Genomic DNA, 16,335 nt, shown 5'->3' on the forward strand with positions numbered 1-16,335 from the left:
TTGGGCAATGTCTCGGGTAGTTACGCGCCCTGACGCGACAGTGCCGCCTCGCCATGCCGGCGCAGCGGGTCGTCGTCACTCAGGCAGTGATAGAGCGGGTTATCGATCAAATGATCCATGTCCGGCAGCATGCGTGCCGCCGAATGATCATTGGCATGCAGGAACTTCGAACGATTAAGCCCCAGTCGCAAAATGCGCGGCTTGAACAGGCTGAACAGGTCAAAGCGCGGCTGCATCTCGTCGTGGCGTGCCATGTAGTCTCCCAGCGCTTTCGCGCAGAGCTGATAAAAGCGCGTTTCGCTCACGCCAACCTGCTCGGCCAGCGGCGCCACAAAGCGCAACAGCGTCACGAAATGCCCGGTCTGAAGGTCATGAATCAGCTTTTCCGGCCCCAAACGCACGGTGACCTCCACCAGCTCCTGAGGCAGGTCATGCGCTTCGGGAAAGTCCTCATCGACCAGACGCAGATCGCCCTGAAAATCCTTGAGCGCCAGCCGATGCGGCACGCCATCGCGCAGGATCAGGGTCAGATTCTGCCCGTGGGCGATAATAATGACCCCGAATCGGCAGATCAGATGATACATCGGGATCAGGGTGGCCTCGAACATACGGGAAAGCCACTGCTCGGCCTCAAGGTTTGAGGCCTCGATATAGGCGGCAAGCCAGGCGCGACCGCTGGCGTCGCACTGCATCAGCTCCGACATCAAAAGCGCGTGCTCGCCCTTATTAATTCGCGGCGTCAGCCCTTCACGCCAGATCACGCCGCACAGTTCGCGAAAGCGATACGGTGCCTCATCAAGCCGGCCATATTGATCGTGTTCGACCACTGCCGAGGCCGGCTCGGCCAGAATCTCGAGCCCGGCCCGTTGAAACTCCTCGTCATCCGCCGCGCGCGCCTGGAGCCAGCCTGATGCAGCAGGGCCTGCCAGCATGTATTGCCCCGGAATGCCGCGATAGCTTGAGGTGTTCATGATGGTAATCGGCAGCTTGAGATCATAGCGCCCGGCACGACTGGCATTGGTCAGCGTGCGCAGCGACTGCTGGGCCACAAAGTGATCGCCAAAGGCGCCCAGCCAGGCCATGTCACCGCGGCCGATATCGCCGACGTGCAGCATGGAGAGCATGCGCGCCCACTGCCAGGGGTGTACCGGCATCAGCGCATACGCGTCGGCCTTCTCCCCCAGCACCGCACACTTGCCATCGCGCGCGGCCAGAAGCAGGCGGCGCTGATCGTCATCCAGCACGCTTTCAAGCAGCGTGGCATCATCGATGGCCATGCGGCTGCTTTTGAGACGCTTGCGGCGCACCATCAGCCAATCGACCTGAAAGGGATGGCCGTATTCCGGCGCGTAACGCTCAAGCGATTCTACGCCCCAGCCGCGCCGACCCTTGTTGAACAAAAACTTGGGGTGGCCATCGAGCACGGCCTGACGCTGCGGTTCGGAAAGCTGAATGGCGTCATCGGCGTTCAAGCGCTGATGCACCTCGATCAGATAGCAGTCACCGCGCAGGGTGTTGTAAAGATCTTCCAGATGCTCGGCCAGCTGGGCATCATTCATGCCCATGCCGGGGGCCAGCGCCAGCAGGAACTCGGCCGCCTCCGGCATCTCACGGGTATCTTTCGGCCCGCGCAGGCTGTCGACCTCGATCAGCAGCTGCCCCCATAAATTGGTCTCGGCCTGAAAGTGCCAGCGCCCGCAGGCTCGGCTCTCGGCCGACATGCTGCGCGCATCAGAAGACACCGCCTCGACCGCCAGCCACCAGCCCTCATGCCCTGCTTCGGGCACCAGCACCTGTTCGTAGGCCAGCTCGCTGATCATTTTGGCGATCAGCGAGCGATTGGCACGCGACCAGTGACGGCGGATCGCCTCGTCAGGATCAATGGCGGCAAGCTGCGGCGGCAGGATCGATACCGGTGCTGATCGGGTCGAGTCAAGCAACATCACATCACCTGTCCAAAAAAGTGAGCGCGCGTGCCCATGACCAGCATGGCGCGCTTGTCGGGCAGATCAAATTCACGCTGGCTGAAAAGCCCGAGCCGCTCAAGATGGCGGAAGATGCGCTCGTTGCCGGCATCCGGCTCCAGCACAACGCGCTCGGTGCGGGGCTCGCTCAGATACGCGTAGTGCTGAAGCCCGGTCAGCCAGGTATCCACGAACTGCGCGCCCCGGAAGTCTTCTTCGCCCACCAGCACATGCAGGCCCCGGTCAAAGGCCTGCCAGTCGTAGTACTCGCCCAGCACGTCTTCAGGCGCCCAGTAGAGTTCGAAATAACCGAACGCATCACCGTCCAGCTCACCGATCAACGACAGTCGATGCGGCTCGGCCAGCCGGTGCGACAGCCACTCGGCAAAGGCCTTGCGCGGCTTGTCCTGCTGCCAGAAGCGGGCCACACGCTCACGATGCATCCACTGATGCAGACGATCGAGATCGCGCTCGCCGTCGCACACCCGCAGGGTCAGACGCTTTTCCAGCCGCGGGTCGAGGCGTTCATACACCTCACCACGTGGCTTGACCGGTCGCCAGGGCCGACCCAGTTCGATCTCGAAGGGCTGCGCGGCGTAGTCGGACTGCAGCCACTGCCATGGGCGCTGATAGAAGCTTTCCCGCAGCACCCGTGGCGCGCCCAGCGCCTGACACAGGGGGTACCAGTACGGATCGGCACGCCAGGCGTCATCAAGGATCAGGAGCCGACACGCCGGGCGGGTCGCGAAATGATGATCGATGGCGTCCAGAAGCGAGCGCTCCTGCGAGGGCGCCAGCCTTTGGCTGGCAGACAGATCGTCACGGCTGGACATAATGGTTTCTCGCGGTATCAGGGTCATGGGTCAGGACGCACAGGCCTCAATCGATAGCGGACTTGATCGACAAGGGGTTGGGCATGTCCAGATAGATGGTTGCCGGGTCGTCCAGCGTGGACTCGTTGATGCCGGACAGATAGCAGAAGAAGTTGCTTTTGACCTCAAGCGTTGCTGAGGTCAAAAGGTGATCGAGCAGCGTGGTATCACCGTCACGACACTGCGTGCGCAGCGCCGCCAGATGATCACGCAGATGCGCGACCAGCACGGGCTCCTCGACAAACCCCGCCTCGGCCAGTGCCGCCGTGACCGAAAGTGTCGAGTTGACGATGACATAATAGGGAAAATAGCGCGTGAGCATGTCCGCCGTGATGCGATGATCCTGACTGACGCTCTCCTCGGGGTGACGAGCCTGAAAGTGCGCAGTGACCCCGCTGCCCTGGCAGTCGCGATAGTCCACGCCGACCGGACGCTCACGATCAAGGCGCACCACGATGTTTTGCTGGTGGGCCAGCAGCACGATGCCCTCCTCGACCACCAGCCGGATCAGCGGCGACAGTACCCGCTCACAGAAAGCGCCAAACCACTGGATCGCCGCCTCGCGCTCGTCGAGGTTGTCCAGTGCGGCCAGACGCCTGACACCATTGGCCAGCAGCGTCTGCCCTGCCCTGCCCAGCGGCTGGGTCAGCGTGGCGAGCACCACACTCGGCGCGTCAGGACCCTGGATGCGATTTTCACGCAACAGCGCCAGGCTCGCCTCATCGATCTCGCCGTCGTCGTTTTTCCAGCCCAGCCAGGCCGGCTCCTGCATCAGATGAAAGTGCTCGCGAATATCAGGCTTCACCCCGGGCCACCAGCGATCCAGCCGCAGCCCGCGCATCACCTCATTGCCGTGCAGCACCCGCAGGGAGTTGGTCAACTTCGCCGACAGCGAGCCCTTGACCATCCAGTCGGTCTGCGGGCAGTAAAGCGAGCGATGCGACGAGGTCGGATACCAGCGCCGCGTGGTGGCGGCGTCATCACGCTCCTCCCCCAGCACGATCAGCTCACCGGCATCGATCAGGGCTGCGATATCTTCACGGCCTTGCAGAAACCGTGACTGCCAGGGATGCACCGGCAGGGCGCTGAACCCCACGGGCAGGCGCTCGGCCAGCGCTTCGGGCAAAAGATCGTGCATCATGGCTGCGGCCGCCATTTCACGACTGCTGTTCCCTACCGCACGCGTTGGGGATACCCCCCACCAGACCAGCCCGAAACAGGCCCGATGCTCAGGGGTATAGTCACGCGCCTGCTCGGCATCGAAGGGGCCTGAGACTTGGGCGCCGGGTGGAAGTCGTGACCGACCAGCAACCCCTGCTCGGCCTCGAGAAACCCGAGTGGTCCCTGGCCGAGATGTTCAAGATCATCGCGCCCGGCCAGAGCGGCGGCGATGGTATTGCGACTGCCCATCACGCTTTCGAAAAACGTATCGCGGCGCGCGTCATCAAGGCGTCCCACCAGCGGATGCTCACGCAGCCACGGGCTTTCGAGCAGCCCTGTCACGGCCTGCTCGAAAGTAATCGACTCAAGCGCGTCACCTGTTGCGCGCATCACCGGCAGCTGGACACGACAGCGCCCTGAAAGGCTTCGATGCTCAAGCGTCAGACGCAGACAGCGGTTATGATCGTCGGTCAGGGGAATGACGGCGATCTCGTCGCTGCCATGGTCCTCCAGCCACCAGTGCGAGGTTTCACGCAGCAGGGCATTGAAAAAGCTGGTCGCCGCCAGCCGATCGGCCCATTCGCTGAAGATATCGGACGTCGGGTGACGAGAAAAGTCCTGCATCGAGCACTCCTGTCAGGGGTCACGTTGACCGGCAAGTTCTGGCGTGGCAGCAAGCATAGTCGATCCCGCGAAAGCCTGCGCCAGGCCTGTGAAGCGGCCATGGCACGCGCCATTCCGGGACAAATGATTTTGATAATGCTTCTCATTTGAGCTAAGGTATCGGTTTGTTACCGCACCGATACATGCCTTCCGGTGCCCGTCCACTGACAACGCGACTTGTCAGGAGTCCACGTGAATCAGCCATTACCTTCCCGGTTTCCTCTGGATCAGGCCCCCTGGGGACTGCTTGAGGGACTTAAACCCGGCGACGCCTTTTTTTCTTCACCGGCCACGACCCTGCTCGGGCGCGGCACTGCCCATGCGCGTCATACGCCCGATGCCAGACCGGAGACTCTGGACGCCGCCGCTCGCGAGCTGTTCGATACGGCGCGCGCTCAGGGGCATACGGATCCCGTCATCATGGGCCTGATTCCGTTTAATCACGCTGACAGCGCGCGTCTTTTTATCCCCCGGGAGCTTTTGCGTGCCGCCCCCGGCACGTTTGAGCAGTGTCCGGCCAGTGCGCCGCTTGAGACCCGGGCCCTGGCCATCACGCCGGAGCCTTCGCCCGAACATTACTGCCAGGCCGTGGACAGTGCGCTGACGCTTTTTGAGACCACCGCGCTCAACAAGGTCGTGCTGGCCCGGTCACTGCGTGCGGATACTCAGGCACCGGTGGATGCCCAGGCCCTGTTGAAACGGCTTTTAAGCATCAATCCGCGAGGCTATAACTTTGCCCTGCCGGCCGGTGACACCGAGAGCCTGGTCGGCGCAAGCCCCGAGCTTTTGATTCGCCGCGTAGGCAACCGGGTGATCGCCAATCCGCTGGCGGGGTCCATTCCCCGTCATAGTGATCCGCAGGAAGATCAGCGCCGCGCCGAGAGGCTTTACGTCTCCGACAAGGACCTGCGTGAACACGCGCTGGTCGTGGAGGCCATCGTGACCGCCCTTCGCCCGCTGTGCCGCACGCTGGAGGTGCCTGAAGGCCCGGAAGTCATCGCCACCGATCGCATGTGGCATCTTTCCACCACGCTTGAGGCCGAGCTGGCCGACCCGAGTCTGACCTCGCTGAGCGTGGCGGCCGCGCTGCATCCTACCCCGGCAGTCTGCGGCGCCCCCTGGCAGGATGCGCATCAGGCCATCGCGTCTCTTGAAGGATTTGAGCGCGGCTATTTCACCGGCCTGGTCGGCTGGTGTGATGCCACCGGCGATGGCGAATGGGCCATTGCCATACGCTGCGCCGAACTGGCCCCCGACCATGTGCGCGTGTTTGCCGGCGCAGGCGTCGTGCCGGGCTCCAGTCCTCAGGGAGAGCTTGAGGAAACAGCGGCAAAAATGCGGACCATGCTTGATGCCATGGGCCTTGATTACGAAGACGATGCCACGAACGCGACTGCCTGATCATGACCAACCCGACATCTTCCTCGACAACAGCGCCGACCCGGCGCGCCACGCTTGACGACATCATCGAACGCTGCCCGGACTATCCGCTCGAGCGCCAGCGCCTTTACCGTGACCAGGGCTGCTGGATCGATGAAACCTTCGGCGCCATGCTGCGCCGCCTGAGCGCTGAACACGGCCCGCGCGAGGCGCTGATCGAGGGTGATCTGCGCCTGAGCTACACCGAACTCGATCAGCGTGTGGACGGCCTTGCGCGCGGTCTTCGCCGTCAGGGCATCGAACGCGGTGACCGGGTCGTCATTCAGCTGCCCAATCGTCATGAGTTCGTGGTGGCCTGCTTTGCCCTTTTCCGTTTGGGGGCGCTGCCGGTGTTTGCCCTGCCGGCGCATCGACGCTTTGAGGTCGAGCATTTCTGTCGCGCTGCCACGGCAAAAGCACTGTTGATCTGCGACAAGGACGCAGGCTTTGACTATCGCGCCATGGCGCGAGACGTGCGTTTGACAGTCCCCACGCTTGAGCAGGTGATCGTGTGCGGCGAGGCGCAGGAGTTCACAGCGTTTGATGACCTCATCGATCATGAGGGCGACCCGGTCGAGGACGTGCCGAGCGCCCACGACCTGGCCTTTTTCCAGCTCTCTGGCGGCACCACCGGCGTACCCAAGCTGATTCCGCGCCGCCATGACGACTATCACTACAGCCTGCGCGAGAGCAATCGCGCCTGCGCGGTAACGTCCGAGACGGTCTATCTGGTGGCGCTGCCGATTGCGCACAATTTCCCCATGAGTTCGCCGGGCTTTCTGGGCGTGCTGCTCGGCGGTGGCCGGCTGGTCATCGCCCCGCGCCCCAGCCCGGACGAGTGCTTTGCCCTGATCGAGCGCGAGCGGGTCACCATGACCTCGCTGGTGCCGCCGCTGGCCATGCTGTGGCTCGATAGCGCCCCTCATGCTCAGGCGGACCTGTCGAGTCTCGACATCCTGCAGGTGGGCGGCGCGAAGCTGGTCAGTGAGGCCGCGCGCCGCGTCGCACCGGCACTGGGCTGTCGGCTACAGCAGGTCTTTGGCATGGCCGAGGGGCTGGTCAACTACACCGGCCTTGATGATCCGATCGAGTTGATCAACACCACCCAGGGTCAGCCGATGTCTGAGCTTGATGAGGTGCTGGTGGTCGATGACGACGATCAGCCGATCCCGCCGGGCGGCGTGGGCCATCTGATCACGCGTGGCCCCTATACCATTCCGGGCTATTTCGTGGCGCCGGCCGAAGGCGATGAGCCCGAGGGCGCTCACAACCAGCGCGCCTTCACGCACGATGGCTTTTATCGCACCGGCGATCGCGTCCAGATGACGCCGGACGGCTATCTGATTGTCGAAGGCCGTGACAAGGATCAGATCAACCGCGGCGGCGAGAAGGTGGCCGCCGAGGAAGTCGAAAATCAGCTGCTGGCCCATGATAACGTCCACGATGTGGCCGTGGTGGCCATGCCGGACCCCTATCTGGGCGAGCGCGTCTGCGCCTTTGTCGTACCGCGCGGAGAGGCCCCGAAGCCGATGGTACTGGCACGCTTTCTGCGCGACCGGGGCCTTGCACATTACAAGGTGCCCGAGCGCTTTGAATTTCTTGAGGCCTTCCCCCAGACCGGGGTGGGCAAGATCAGCAAAAAGGCGCTGCGCCAGACGCTCAAGGCGCACTGGTTTGCCAGTGAACCTGCCGCCGGCGAGTAACGACGAACCGCAGCGCTGAACGATTACAGGAGAGGTAACATGGCCATTCCCGCCATCGCGAGCTATTCACTGCCCACGACCAGCGAGCTGCCCGATAACCGGGTGAACTGGCAGGTCGACCCGGCACGCGCCGTACTGCTGATTCACGACATGCAGCGCTATTTTCTGGCCAAGTACGATGTGAGTGCCGCGCCTGTTCCCGAGGTGATCCGTCATCTGGCGGCGCTGATCAAGACCGCTCGCGCGGCAGGCGTGCCGGTGGTCTATACCGCCCAGCCCACCGATCAGCCCGATGATGATCGCGCCCTGCTCAACGATTTCTGGGGCCCGGGTCTGCCGGCCCACCCCGAGCAGTATCCGGTGGTGGATGAACTGGCTCCGCACGACGGTGATGTGGTGCTGACCAAGTGGCGCTACAGCGCCTTTCAGCGCAGCGACCTGCGAGAGCGCATGCGCACCTGGGGTCGTGATCAGCTGATCATCGGCGGGGTCTATGCCCACATCGGTTGCATGGCCACCGCGCTGGAAGGCTTCATGCAGGACGTGCAGTGCTTCATGCTCACCGACGGCGTGGCCGATTTCTCCCGCGAGCGTCATGACATGGCGCTTGAGTACGTGGCCGGGCGCTGCGGCGTGGTCACCACCAGCGCCCGTGCCCTTGAAGCGCTCGAGTCCGGCCAGAGCAGTCAGCAGGTCGAAGTCGCCATGACACAGGCAGCGCTGACCGAGCGGGTCGCGACACTGGCCGGCGTCAGTGCCGAAGAGATTCCGGCCGATGACAATCTGCTCTTTTACGGGCTGGACTCGATGCGCATGATGACGCTTGTCGAGACACTGCGTCGGGAAGGCTTTGATGTCAGTTTCATGGATCTGGTCGAGGCGCCGACCATCGTCGACTGGGTCGCGCTGCTCAACCGCCAGGGAGTAAGTGCATGAGTGTTGCCGACATGACCGCCGCACAGGCGGCGAAGGCACCACCGGCAAAGGGCAAAAAGCGCCCGCCGATGCTGCTGGAAGTGATACGCCGTGAAGTGATCACCGAGCACATGATCCGCATCGTGCTGGGCGGTGAGGCACTGGAAGGCTTTCCCGCCCATCGCGGCGGCGGCCACATCAAGGTTTTTCTGCCGCTTGAGCACCAGCGTGCACCGGTGCTGCCGCAGCTGACCGAGGCCGGCGTGGTCTGGCCAGCGGCGGAAGAAAAACCGATTACCCGCACCTACAGCGTGCGCCATTTTGACGTCGAGCGTCGCGAGCTGAGCGTGGATTTCGTCGCCCATGGCGATGAAGGCCCGGCCTCGCGCTGGGCGCTGGCCGCCCAGCCGGGAGACCTGATCGGTATCAGCGGCCCGGGTGGACCGGACCCGTTGCTGCCGCCGGCCGACTGGTCACTGATTGCCGGTGACATGACGGCCCTGCCGGCCATCGGCGCTCTGCTTGAAGCCATGAGCGAAGAAGCACGCGGCGTGGTTCTGATCGAGGTGGAAAGTGACGCCGAACGCCAGGCACTACGCCACCCGCCGGGTGTGGCAGTGCACTGGTTGTACCGCGGTGACATCCCCTCGTGTCTGTCATCGCTGCAGATCGATGCCGTGCGCGCCATGGATTTCCCCGAGTCCGGCAGCGTGTCGGCCTGGGTGGGCGGCGAAAATTCGGCCGTGCTCTCCCTTCGCGAGCATCTGATGGGCATTCGCGGCCTGACCAAACGTGAGCTTTACGCGGTGCCCTACTGGCGCCACTGCTGGAACGAGGAACGCTATCACCAGGAGCGTCATCGCATCATGGATGAACTCAAATGAGCGGCGAATTCCAGGACGACCACATCGTCATTACCGGAGCCGCCCGCGGCATCGGCGCCACGCTGGCACAGGATCTTCTTGAGCAGGGGGCGAGCGTTGCCCTGCTGGACAGCCTTGAAGACGCCCTCAACGACACGGCCACCCGGCTGGGTGAGGCATTCGGCAGCGAGCGGGTCAGCGCGTACGTGGTGGATGTCAGCGACTCGACTGCGGTGGATAAAGCCATTGCCGAGATCGAGGCGCACGCGCCCATCACGCGCCTGGCGCATGTGGCCGGCGTGCTGCAGATGGGCCGCGTCACCGAGCTGACGGATGCACAGTGGCTGCAGACTCTGAATGTGAATACTACCGGGGTGTTCAATGTCACTCGCGCCGTGGCCCGGCGAATGGCCGAGCGCCAGCAGGGGGCGATCGTGGTAGTCGGCTCCAACGCCGCCGATACGCCGCGCCAGGCCATGGGCGCCTACTGCGCCTCCAAGGCCGCCACCCATCAGCTGGTGCGCTGTCTGGGTCTGGAAATGGCCGAGCATAACGTGCGCTGCAACATCGTCTCGCCCGGCTCCACCGACACCGACATGCAGCGCGGCATGTGGGCAGATGACAGCGGTCGCGATAACGTGATTCGCGGCTCGCTTGAAGGCTGGAAGCTGGGCATTCCGCTCCGACGGATTGCCGAACCCGGAGACGTCAGCGAAGCGATCCGCTTTTTGCTGTCCGACCGCGCCCGCCACATCACCCTGCATGACATGCGCATCGATGGGGGTGCCACGCTGGGCATTCGGTAAGACGCCTGAAGCTGACGCACATTAAAAAACCCGGCCATGAGCCGGGTTTTTTAATGCGGTACGTCCTGAGGAAACGGCACCGGCATGGCCGACGCCAAATCGATCAGAAGTCGTAGCGCAGCGAGGCCACCACGCTGGCTGGCGCGCCATACATGTTGAAGGTGTTCAGCCCACCCACACGCTCGTAATACTTCTTGTCGAGGATGTTGTTGAAGTTCAGCTGGCCCGACAGGCTCTGAGTGAAGTCGTAGCCGACCATGGCATCGACCACCGCATAACCCGGCGCCTCAACATCCGAACTCGAACTGAAACCGTCCATCGCCGTCACGCCACCACCGATGCGGAAACCATCCAGCGCTCCGCCCTCAAAGCCATACTGGGTCCAGAGATTGATCATGTTACGCGGCATCAGCAGGAACAGGCCATCGCCCTGTGTCGTGGATTCACGCTCGATCTCGGTATCCATGTAGGTATAGCCGGCGATCACGTCCCACTGATCGGTGATGCTGCCGGTCAGCTCAAGCTCGGCCCCCTGAATTCGGGTCTTGCCCAGTGCCACGGCATCATTGGTATCGCCACTGGCCGTCGCGGCTCCCCGGTTCTTGTCATACATCCTAAAGGCCGTCAGGCGGGCGTTCAGATCACCGTTGAAGTAGCTGCCCTTCACACCCGCTTCATACTGTTCACCCTTGCGCGGCTTGAGCAGCTCATTGTTGGCATCGGTCGAGGTCTGCGGCTTGAACACCTGTGAATAGCTGGCATACAGCGAATGGTGATCATCCAGATCGTAGACTAGGCCACCGTAGGGCGTGAAACGCGAGCTGTCGCTACGCGAGTCGGAGGTGCTGTCATCCAGCTCGTCTACATTGGCATGCTGGCGATAGTTGCTGATCCGGCCGCCGGCGATCAACGCCAGATCCTGAATCGGGCGGAAGGTCAGCTTGGAGTAAAGGCCATACTCTTCGAGCGTGTTGCGCTCATCGCTATAGTTGTTGGTGCCGGAAACGCCGGCACGCGCGTCGCCCAGAACATCGGTATAAGGCACACTGCCGGGCGAAAAGTCGCTGACATTGACGCCACGAAAGCCTGGCAGCGCACCGTAACGGCCCTGCTCCTGTTCGGTTTCAAAGCGTTTGTAGTCGGTGCCCACCACGAATTCGCTGGTATTGCCCAGCACCTCGAAGGGCTGACTGTAGCTGGCGTCCAGCGCCACCGACTGTTCATCGGCCTTGCCGCCCAGTCCCATCAGCGTGGCGTTGCCGTTCTCATCGACACCGGCTGCGGGCCCACCGGCGCCAAAGGCATAGTTGTAATCAGCGTTACGGTTGGAGTAACGCCCGGCCAGACGACCATATGCGCCGTTATCAAAGCGATGGGTCAGCTCGGCAATCCAGTCGTTGGACTGACTGGTAAAGCTGTTCCAGTCGGCTCCAAAGAGTTTGGAACGACGATATTCGCGCAGGCTGCCATCGCGGTTGGCTGGCAGACCATTGTTGACGTTGATGTCCTTGCTCTGGCGCAAAAAGGCGAGCGACAGCGTGGTGTCCTCGTCCAGATCGGCATCCAGCGCGCCATAGAAGTTGTTGCGCTCGTTATCGTTGTGATCGACAAAGCCGTTGGTGTCGCTGTTGTCGATCACCAGCCGACCGCGCACGCTGCCATCGGCATTGATCGGGCCGGAGAGGTCGGTTTCGATATAACGCTGATCCCAGCTGCCGTAGCGGCCGGTCACATGGCCCTGAAAGTCGTAGGTCGGGCGCTTGCGCACCAGATTGACGATGCCGCCCATCTCGCTGGTGCTGTTAAAGAGCCCGGACGGCCCGCGCATGATCTCGACCCGGTCAACGGCTGAAAGCGTGGGCACTGAACCGGTAATGCTCGACATCGGTGAGGGCAGGCCATCGATGCTGTACTCATCGTACTCATAGCCACGTGAGTAAATCGAGGAACGGCCATCATCGTTGGAAAGCACGCGAACGCCGGGGGTGCGTTTGGCCATCTGGTCGAGCGTGTCGAAGTTTTGATCCTCGATCGCCTCGCGGGTCACCACACTGATCGACTGGGGAATGTCACGCAGGGCGGCCGGCGTTTTGGTGCCGACCGTGGCGGCGTCCACGCCATAGCCACCGGTCTGTTCGGACGGGAGCATGTCATAGAGCCGGTTGCCTTCCACGGTAATGGTGTCAAGGCGCGAGCCGTCACCGCCGGACGCCGTAGCAGTAGTCGTGGTGACCGTCGTGGTCTCTGCTGCATCACCGCCCTGCTGCTCGGCCGCCCATACACCACCCGCCACCGGCAATAACACCGCTCCGGCCAGCAGTGAGGTCAGATAGCGTACTTCCCCTGTGCCGGGACAGAACTTCCCCGTTCGACTCATGACTGTTCCCCTGACTGTTATGGTCACTACCGTGCTTTTTTTGATGGGCACTGATGTTATGGGCACCAAAGCCCGCGCTCAGGCGTGCGACGGCGTAAATTCAAGCGAAGCCACAGTAGAGTTAATGATAAGGATTATCAAGTGTATGTTCATATCATTTGAACTTTAATCGATCAACGGGGTCGTCGTGAGCGCCAGACCCGGCGAATAGCGCGCAAATTCGCACAGACCTCATGACAGCCAAGGCAGAAAGCAGAAGGCAGAAGGCGGGGCAGGATCAGAAAGAGGCCGGTCAGAAAGGACCGTTTAAAAGGGGCTGGTCAGAAAGGAGAGACTTGAGACGTCTGAGCGGGAACACAAGGCAGTAAAAGAGAACGAAAGACCCGATACGACGGGCAGGAAGCATTGCGCCCCTGCCCGACAAGACACTATCAGTTGGCGGCGTCCTGAATGGACTCTCCGCCTGCCGAGATATCTTCACCTGCGCCGCCCACCGTGTTGCAGCCAGACAGCGCCGCTGCGGAAAAGAGGGCGATCAGCATCATGCTCATCCATTTTTTCATGTAACAGCTCCTTGTTTACCGGGTGATATGGGCGCCCGGGTCCATATTGGCTGGACTCGTCATCGCGTTCCCATGATCTGAGCCTGGCAGTTTTCAAGCCGGTTTGCATTTCAGGCAACGATCGCCTCCAATGCCTTGACATCCCGTCCTTTTGCCCTCCACTCATGGAGCCCTGTCATGGCCTTTGTGCTGCACGAAAGACTTGCCGCTGACACCCTGTTTGTGGCCTCGCTTGAACTCTGCGAGCTGCGCCTGATGAACGATGCCCGCTTTGTCTGGGCACTTCTGATTCCGCAACGAGACAGTATTCGTGAAAGCTTTGAACTGCCGGCATCAGAGCGGGCACTGCTATGGCAGGAGGTCGACCTTTTGAGCGAATTCATGATGCGCCACACCGGTGCCGACAAGATCAATATCGGCGCACTGGGCAATATGGTGCCGCAGCTGCACGTGCATGTGATCGCCCGATCACAGCATGACGACGCATGGCCCGGGCCGGTCTGGGGCGCAGGTCAGGTGCAGCCACTGGAAGACGATACCCGGCAGACGCGTCTCACCCTGCTGCAGCGCTTTGCTGCCGATTTGAAAGCCAACCAGAGCCGCGAAGCTTAAGGCGTCAGGACGGCAGGGCCTGACAGCGGCCCTTCCCCGAGACGTTCGGCAATGGCGGTGGTCAATCGGTCAAACTCTCCCACGCCCAGCGCAACCCTGCCCTGCCAGCCCCTGAGCTGAAGTTCACTGCCGCGCGCGCCCCTTGCCACATGGGCTTCAACGCGCCACGCCGGACGGGCAGCGTAGCTGGCGCGAAGTTCGCCGAGCGCATGATCGCCATAGACGATGACAAAACCGCGCTCGGCCAGGGTCGCCATGGTGGCCTGCATCACCTGCTCGGACGGGGCCCTGAAGTGCTCAAGGCGCTCGGGCGGCGGCAGTGAGGTGGTCGTAGCACAGGCGCTGAGCACGGCCAGCATCAACAGGACGAGCCCGCGCATGATCCATCGCACGCCGCGCTCATATCCAAATCCGTGGTCAAGTGTCATGGGGTGCCTCCCGAGCGCGCCAGCGCCTGATCAATGGCCGCGTGCGTCTGCTGGCAGAAGGGTTCCGGAGAAGCGGGGCGAGCATCAATGACAAAGCCATCTGCCGACACCACCATCACGCTGCGCACGGCCAGATAACGCTGATCATCAGCACTGACCGACACGCGCTCAACGCTGTAGGGGTCAGAGCGGAAGACGTCGAAGGGGTCGCTGAATCCGCTGCCCAGCATGAGCCCGCTGCGATGGCCGCCAAACCACCCCAGACTGCTGCTTCGCCACTGACGGGTCGCGCCCAGTCCCGGCTGGCGCCGAACCCGTTCGGCACTGACCAGCCCCAGCTCGACATCACTGGCACGTACCTCGTACCCCTGTGATTCAAGCGCGGCAGCGATGGCACGAATCTGGGCCAGACGTGTTCCGCCATGGGTGGCATAGCATGATTCCGGCACAAACTGTTCCTGAACACCCAGCGGCTGTGTCGAGGGCAGGGAAGTACAGCCTGCCAGCCCGAGGCCGAGCAATGACAGCTTCACAAACGATTGAATGGATGACATGGCGTGCATCCCTGGTGAAATGTCACTGACCCCCGCGGATAATCCGGTGGGAGAAAAGCGCCAGATGACAGCCCTTTGTTAGACAGTAGAGCGAATATGCAAGGCCCGCAATGTCGACCTTTAGCGGGTCGGCAAGGTTGCCTGCAAGACACCATGTGTCATGCGGCCTCCCGGTATTTTATATATTCATCAGGAGGATGGACGCGCGTGATGTCGTCACTTCTGTGGTGGCTGCCCTGCCTGACGGACTATGCTCATGATTCAATCATCACTGCCGGAGAGTCTGCATGCATATCCTGATCGCCCCCGACAGCTTCAAGGATGCCCTGGGCGCTTTGAGCGCCGCGAATGCCATCGCTGAAGGCATTCGTCAGGCCGCTCCCGATGCCGACTGGATGCTGTGCCCGCTGGGCGATGGGGGCGAAGGCACGCTGGAAGCCCTGCTGACCGCCAGCGGCGCCGAAGCGCGCAGTGTTGACGTCCATGACGCCCTGAACCGGCCACGCACGGCGCAGTGGGGTTGGATAGCCGATCGCCGCACGGCGATTGTCGAACTGGCGGAGGCCAGCGGCCTGCAGCACCTGACCCTTGAGGAGCGCGACGCCCTGCATACCACGACCCGCGGCGTGGGCGAGCTGATCACGGCAGCGCTTGAGGAAGGCGCAGAAAACCTGATTCTGACCCTGGGCGGCAGCGCTACCAACGATGGTGGCACCGGCATGATGAGCGCACTCGGTGTGCGCTTTCTGGACGATAACGACCAGCCTCTTGCGCCCGGGGGCGCAGCGCTTGCAGGACTTGCCCGCATCGATCTTTCCGGCATCGATCCACGTCTGGCAAAGCTTACGGTGGAGGCCGCCGTGGATGTGAACAATCCGCTATGCGGCGATCAGGGCGCCAGTGCGATCTTCGGACCGCAAAAGGGCGCTACCGAAGCACAGGTCGACCAGCTTGATCACGCCCTGGCAAGGCTTGCCGAGGTGACTGCCGGCGCGATCGACCGTGATCACCGCGACAGTGCCGGCGCCGGCGCGGCCGGCGGCATGGGCTTTGCAGCACTTGCCTTTCTCAACGCCACCCTGCGTCCGGGGATCGAGCTGGTCATGGAGCAGGTCGACTTCGAGCAGGCGCTGGAGCGTGCCGATCTGGTGATTACCGGTGAGGGTCGACTGGATGGCCAGAGCCTTTCGGGCAAGACGCCCATTGGCGTTTCCCGCGCCGCCCGGCGTCAGGGCGTGCCCTGCGTGGTGCTGGCCGGCAAGCTGGACAGCGGCTGGGAGAAGGCGCTTGAGGAAGGGGTGACGGCCGCATTTGCGCTGGCCGATGGTCCGATGGCGCTGGAAGAAGCGCTTGAGCGCACACCAGCGCTTCTAAGTGCGCGCACCGCTTCGATCATTCGGCTGTGGCAGCACAGACGCTGAGCCCAAAGTAACGC

Annotated in this window: 15 protein-coding genes; 7 read left to right on the top strand and 8 right to left on the bottom strand. The window is 62.6% G+C overall.

Annotated elements, in window-relative coordinates:
* Window positions 1-20: 20 nt before the first annotated feature.
* From ACUN8C_RS13345 to ACUN8C_RS13360, 4 genes are read right to left on the bottom strand one after another with little or no spacing between them, the layout of a single operon-like run.
* On the bottom strand, window positions 21-1,943 hold the full coding sequence (locus tag ACUN8C_RS13345) for an IucA/IucC family protein (protein ID WP_445619650.1): 1,923 nt from the start codon (window positions 1,941-1,943) through the stop codon (window positions 21-23).
* Window positions 1,943-2,797, bottom strand: coding sequence for a GNAT family N-acetyltransferase (locus ACUN8C_RS13350; protein ID WP_445619651.1), 855 nt, complete (start codon window positions 2,795-2,797; stop codon window positions 1,943-1,945). The genes ACUN8C_RS13345 and ACUN8C_RS13350 overlap by 1 nt, the downstream gene beginning before the upstream one ends.
* 46 nt (window positions 2,798-2,843) lie before the next feature.
* Window positions 2,844-4,046 (bottom strand): IucA/IucC family protein, encoded by a 1,203-nt coding sequence (locus ACUN8C_RS13355; protein ID WP_445621870.1) that lies wholly within the window; start codon window positions 4,044-4,046, stop codon window positions 2,844-2,846.
* Complete coding sequence (locus ACUN8C_RS13360) at window positions 4,010-4,621, bottom strand: hypothetical protein (RefSeq protein ID WP_445619652.1); 612 nt, start codon at window positions 4,619-4,621, stop codon at window positions 4,010-4,012. The genes ACUN8C_RS13355 and ACUN8C_RS13360 overlap by 37 nt, the downstream gene beginning before the upstream one ends.
* 231 nt (window positions 4,622-4,852) lie before the next feature.
* Here ACUN8C_RS13360 and ACUN8C_RS13365 point away from each other — a divergent pair, with 231 nt between their 5' ends.
* From ACUN8C_RS13365 to ACUN8C_RS13385, 5 genes are read left to right on the top strand one after another with little or no spacing between them, the layout of a single operon-like run.
* Window positions 4,853-6,061 (top strand): isochorismate synthase, encoded by a 1,209-nt coding sequence (locus tag ACUN8C_RS13365; RefSeq protein ID WP_445619653.1) that lies wholly within the window; start codon window positions 4,853-4,855, stop codon window positions 6,059-6,061.
* 2 nt (window positions 6,062-6,063) lie between these two features.
* Complete coding sequence (locus ACUN8C_RS13370; protein ID WP_445619654.1) at window positions 6,064-7,782, top strand: (2,3-dihydroxybenzoyl)adenylate synthase; 1,719 nt, start codon at window positions 6,064-6,066, stop codon at window positions 7,780-7,782.
* 39 nt (window positions 7,783-7,821) lie between these two features.
* A complete protein-coding gene (locus ACUN8C_RS13375) occupies window positions 7,822-8,718 on the top strand; it encodes an isochorismatase family protein (RefSeq protein WP_445619655.1) in 897 nt (298 codons plus the stop codon).
* A complete protein-coding gene (locus ACUN8C_RS13380) occupies window positions 8,715-9,581 on the top strand; it encodes a siderophore-interacting protein (protein ID WP_445619656.1) in 867 nt (288 codons plus the stop codon). The genes ACUN8C_RS13375 and ACUN8C_RS13380 overlap by 4 nt, the downstream gene beginning before the upstream one ends.
* Entirely contained in the window at window positions 9,578-10,366 is a 789-nt protein-coding gene (locus ACUN8C_RS13385; protein WP_445619657.1) for a 2,3-dihydro-2,3-dihydroxybenzoate dehydrogenase, read from the top strand. The genes ACUN8C_RS13380 and ACUN8C_RS13385 overlap by 4 nt, the downstream gene beginning before the upstream one ends.
* 103 nt (window positions 10,367-10,469) lie before the next feature.
* Here the strand turns inward: ACUN8C_RS13385 and ACUN8C_RS13390 are convergent, their stop codons facing one another.
* Together ACUN8C_RS13390 and ACUN8C_RS13395 are read right to left on the bottom strand one after the other, a co-directional pair.
* Entirely contained in the window at window positions 10,470-12,743 is a 2,274-nt protein-coding gene (locus tag ACUN8C_RS13390) for a TonB-dependent siderophore receptor (protein WP_445619658.1), read from the bottom strand.
* A 431-nt stretch (window positions 12,744-13,174) separates the two neighbouring features.
* Entirely contained in the window at window positions 13,175-13,306 is a 132-nt protein-coding gene (locus tag ACUN8C_RS13395) for an entericidin A/B family lipoprotein (RefSeq protein ID WP_445619659.1), read from the bottom strand.
* Window positions 13,307-13,483: 177 nt separating this feature from the next.
* On the opposite strand from ACUN8C_RS13395, the gene ACUN8C_RS13400 reads away from it, so the two are divergent.
* Window positions 13,484-13,918: an HIT domain-containing protein gene (locus tag ACUN8C_RS13400; protein WP_445619660.1), complete on the top strand. Its 435-nt coding sequence runs from the start codon at window positions 13,484-13,486 to the stop codon at window positions 13,916-13,918.
* On the opposite strand, the gene ACUN8C_RS13405 is transcribed toward ACUN8C_RS13400, so the two are convergent.
* Both ACUN8C_RS13405 and ACUN8C_RS13410 read right to left on the bottom strand, forming a co-directional pair.
* Window positions 13,915-14,346, bottom strand: coding sequence for a hypothetical protein (locus ACUN8C_RS13405; RefSeq protein ID WP_445619661.1), 432 nt, complete (start codon window positions 14,344-14,346; stop codon window positions 13,915-13,917). The genes ACUN8C_RS13400 and ACUN8C_RS13405 overlap by 4 nt on opposite strands.
* Window positions 14,343-14,900 (bottom strand): hypothetical protein, encoded by a 558-nt coding sequence (locus ACUN8C_RS13410; RefSeq protein WP_445619662.1) that lies wholly within the window; start codon window positions 14,898-14,900, stop codon window positions 14,343-14,345. Before ACUN8C_RS13410 ends, ACUN8C_RS13405 begins: the two co-directional genes overlap by 4 nt.
* A gap of 287 nt (window positions 14,901-15,187) precedes the next feature.
* Here ACUN8C_RS13410 and ACUN8C_RS13415 point away from each other — a divergent pair, with 287 nt between their 5' ends.
* A complete protein-coding gene (locus ACUN8C_RS13415) occupies window positions 15,188-16,321 on the top strand; it encodes a glycerate kinase (protein ID WP_445619663.1) in 1,134 nt (377 codons plus the stop codon).
* Window positions 16,322-16,335: the final 14 nt, after the last annotated feature.

The organism is Kushneria sp. Sum13, from assembly GCF_052692355.1.

Bases quoted from the DNA above. Each gene is read 5' to 3' on its own strand.
- ACUN8C_RS13400 (WP_445619660.1), top strand. From the start codon at position 13,484: ATGGCCTTTGTGCTGCACGAAAGACTTGCCGCTGACACCCTGTTTGTG.
- ACUN8C_RS13360 (WP_445619652.1), bottom strand. From the start codon at position 4,621: ATGCAGGACTTTTCTCGTCACCCGACGTCCGATATCTTCAGCGAATGG.
- ACUN8C_RS13380 (WP_445619656.1), top strand. From the start codon at position 8,715: ATGAGTGTTGCCGACATGACCGCCGCACAGGCGGCGAAGGCACCACCG.
- ACUN8C_RS13410 (WP_445619662.1), bottom strand. From the start codon at position 14,900: ATGTCATCCATTCAATCGTTTGTGAAGCTGTCATTGCTCGGCCTCGGG.
- ACUN8C_RS13370 (WP_445619654.1), top strand. From the start codon at position 6,064: ATGACCAACCCGACATCTTCCTCGACAACAGCGCCGACCCGGCGCGCC.
- ACUN8C_RS13405 (WP_445619661.1), bottom strand. From the start codon at position 14,346: ATGACACTTGACCACGGATTTGGATATGAGCGCGGCGTGCGATGGATC.
- ACUN8C_RS13345 (WP_445619650.1), bottom strand. From the start codon at position 1,943: ATGTTGCTTGACTCGACCCGATCAGCACCGGTATCGATCCTGCCGCCG.
- ACUN8C_RS13375 (WP_445619655.1), top strand. From the start codon at position 7,822: ATGGCCATTCCCGCCATCGCGAGCTATTCACTGCCCACGACCAGCGAG.
- ACUN8C_RS13390 (WP_445619658.1), bottom strand. From the start codon at position 12,743: ATGAGTCGAACGGGGAAGTTCTGTCCCGGCACAGGGGAAGTACGCTAT.
- ACUN8C_RS13415 (WP_445619663.1), top strand. From the start codon at position 15,188: ATGCATATCCTGATCGCCCCCGACAGCTTCAAGGATGCCCTGGGCGCT.
- ACUN8C_RS13395 (WP_445619659.1), bottom strand. From the start codon at position 13,306: ATGAAAAAATGGATGAGCATGATGCTGATCGCCCTCTTTTCCGCAGCG.
- ACUN8C_RS13385 (WP_445619657.1), top strand. From the start codon at position 9,578: ATGAGCGGCGAATTCCAGGACGACCACATCGTCATTACCGGAGCCGCC.
- ACUN8C_RS13350 (WP_445619651.1), bottom strand. From the start codon at position 2,797: ATGTCCAGCCGTGACGATCTGTCTGCCAGCCAAAGGCTGGCGCCCTCG.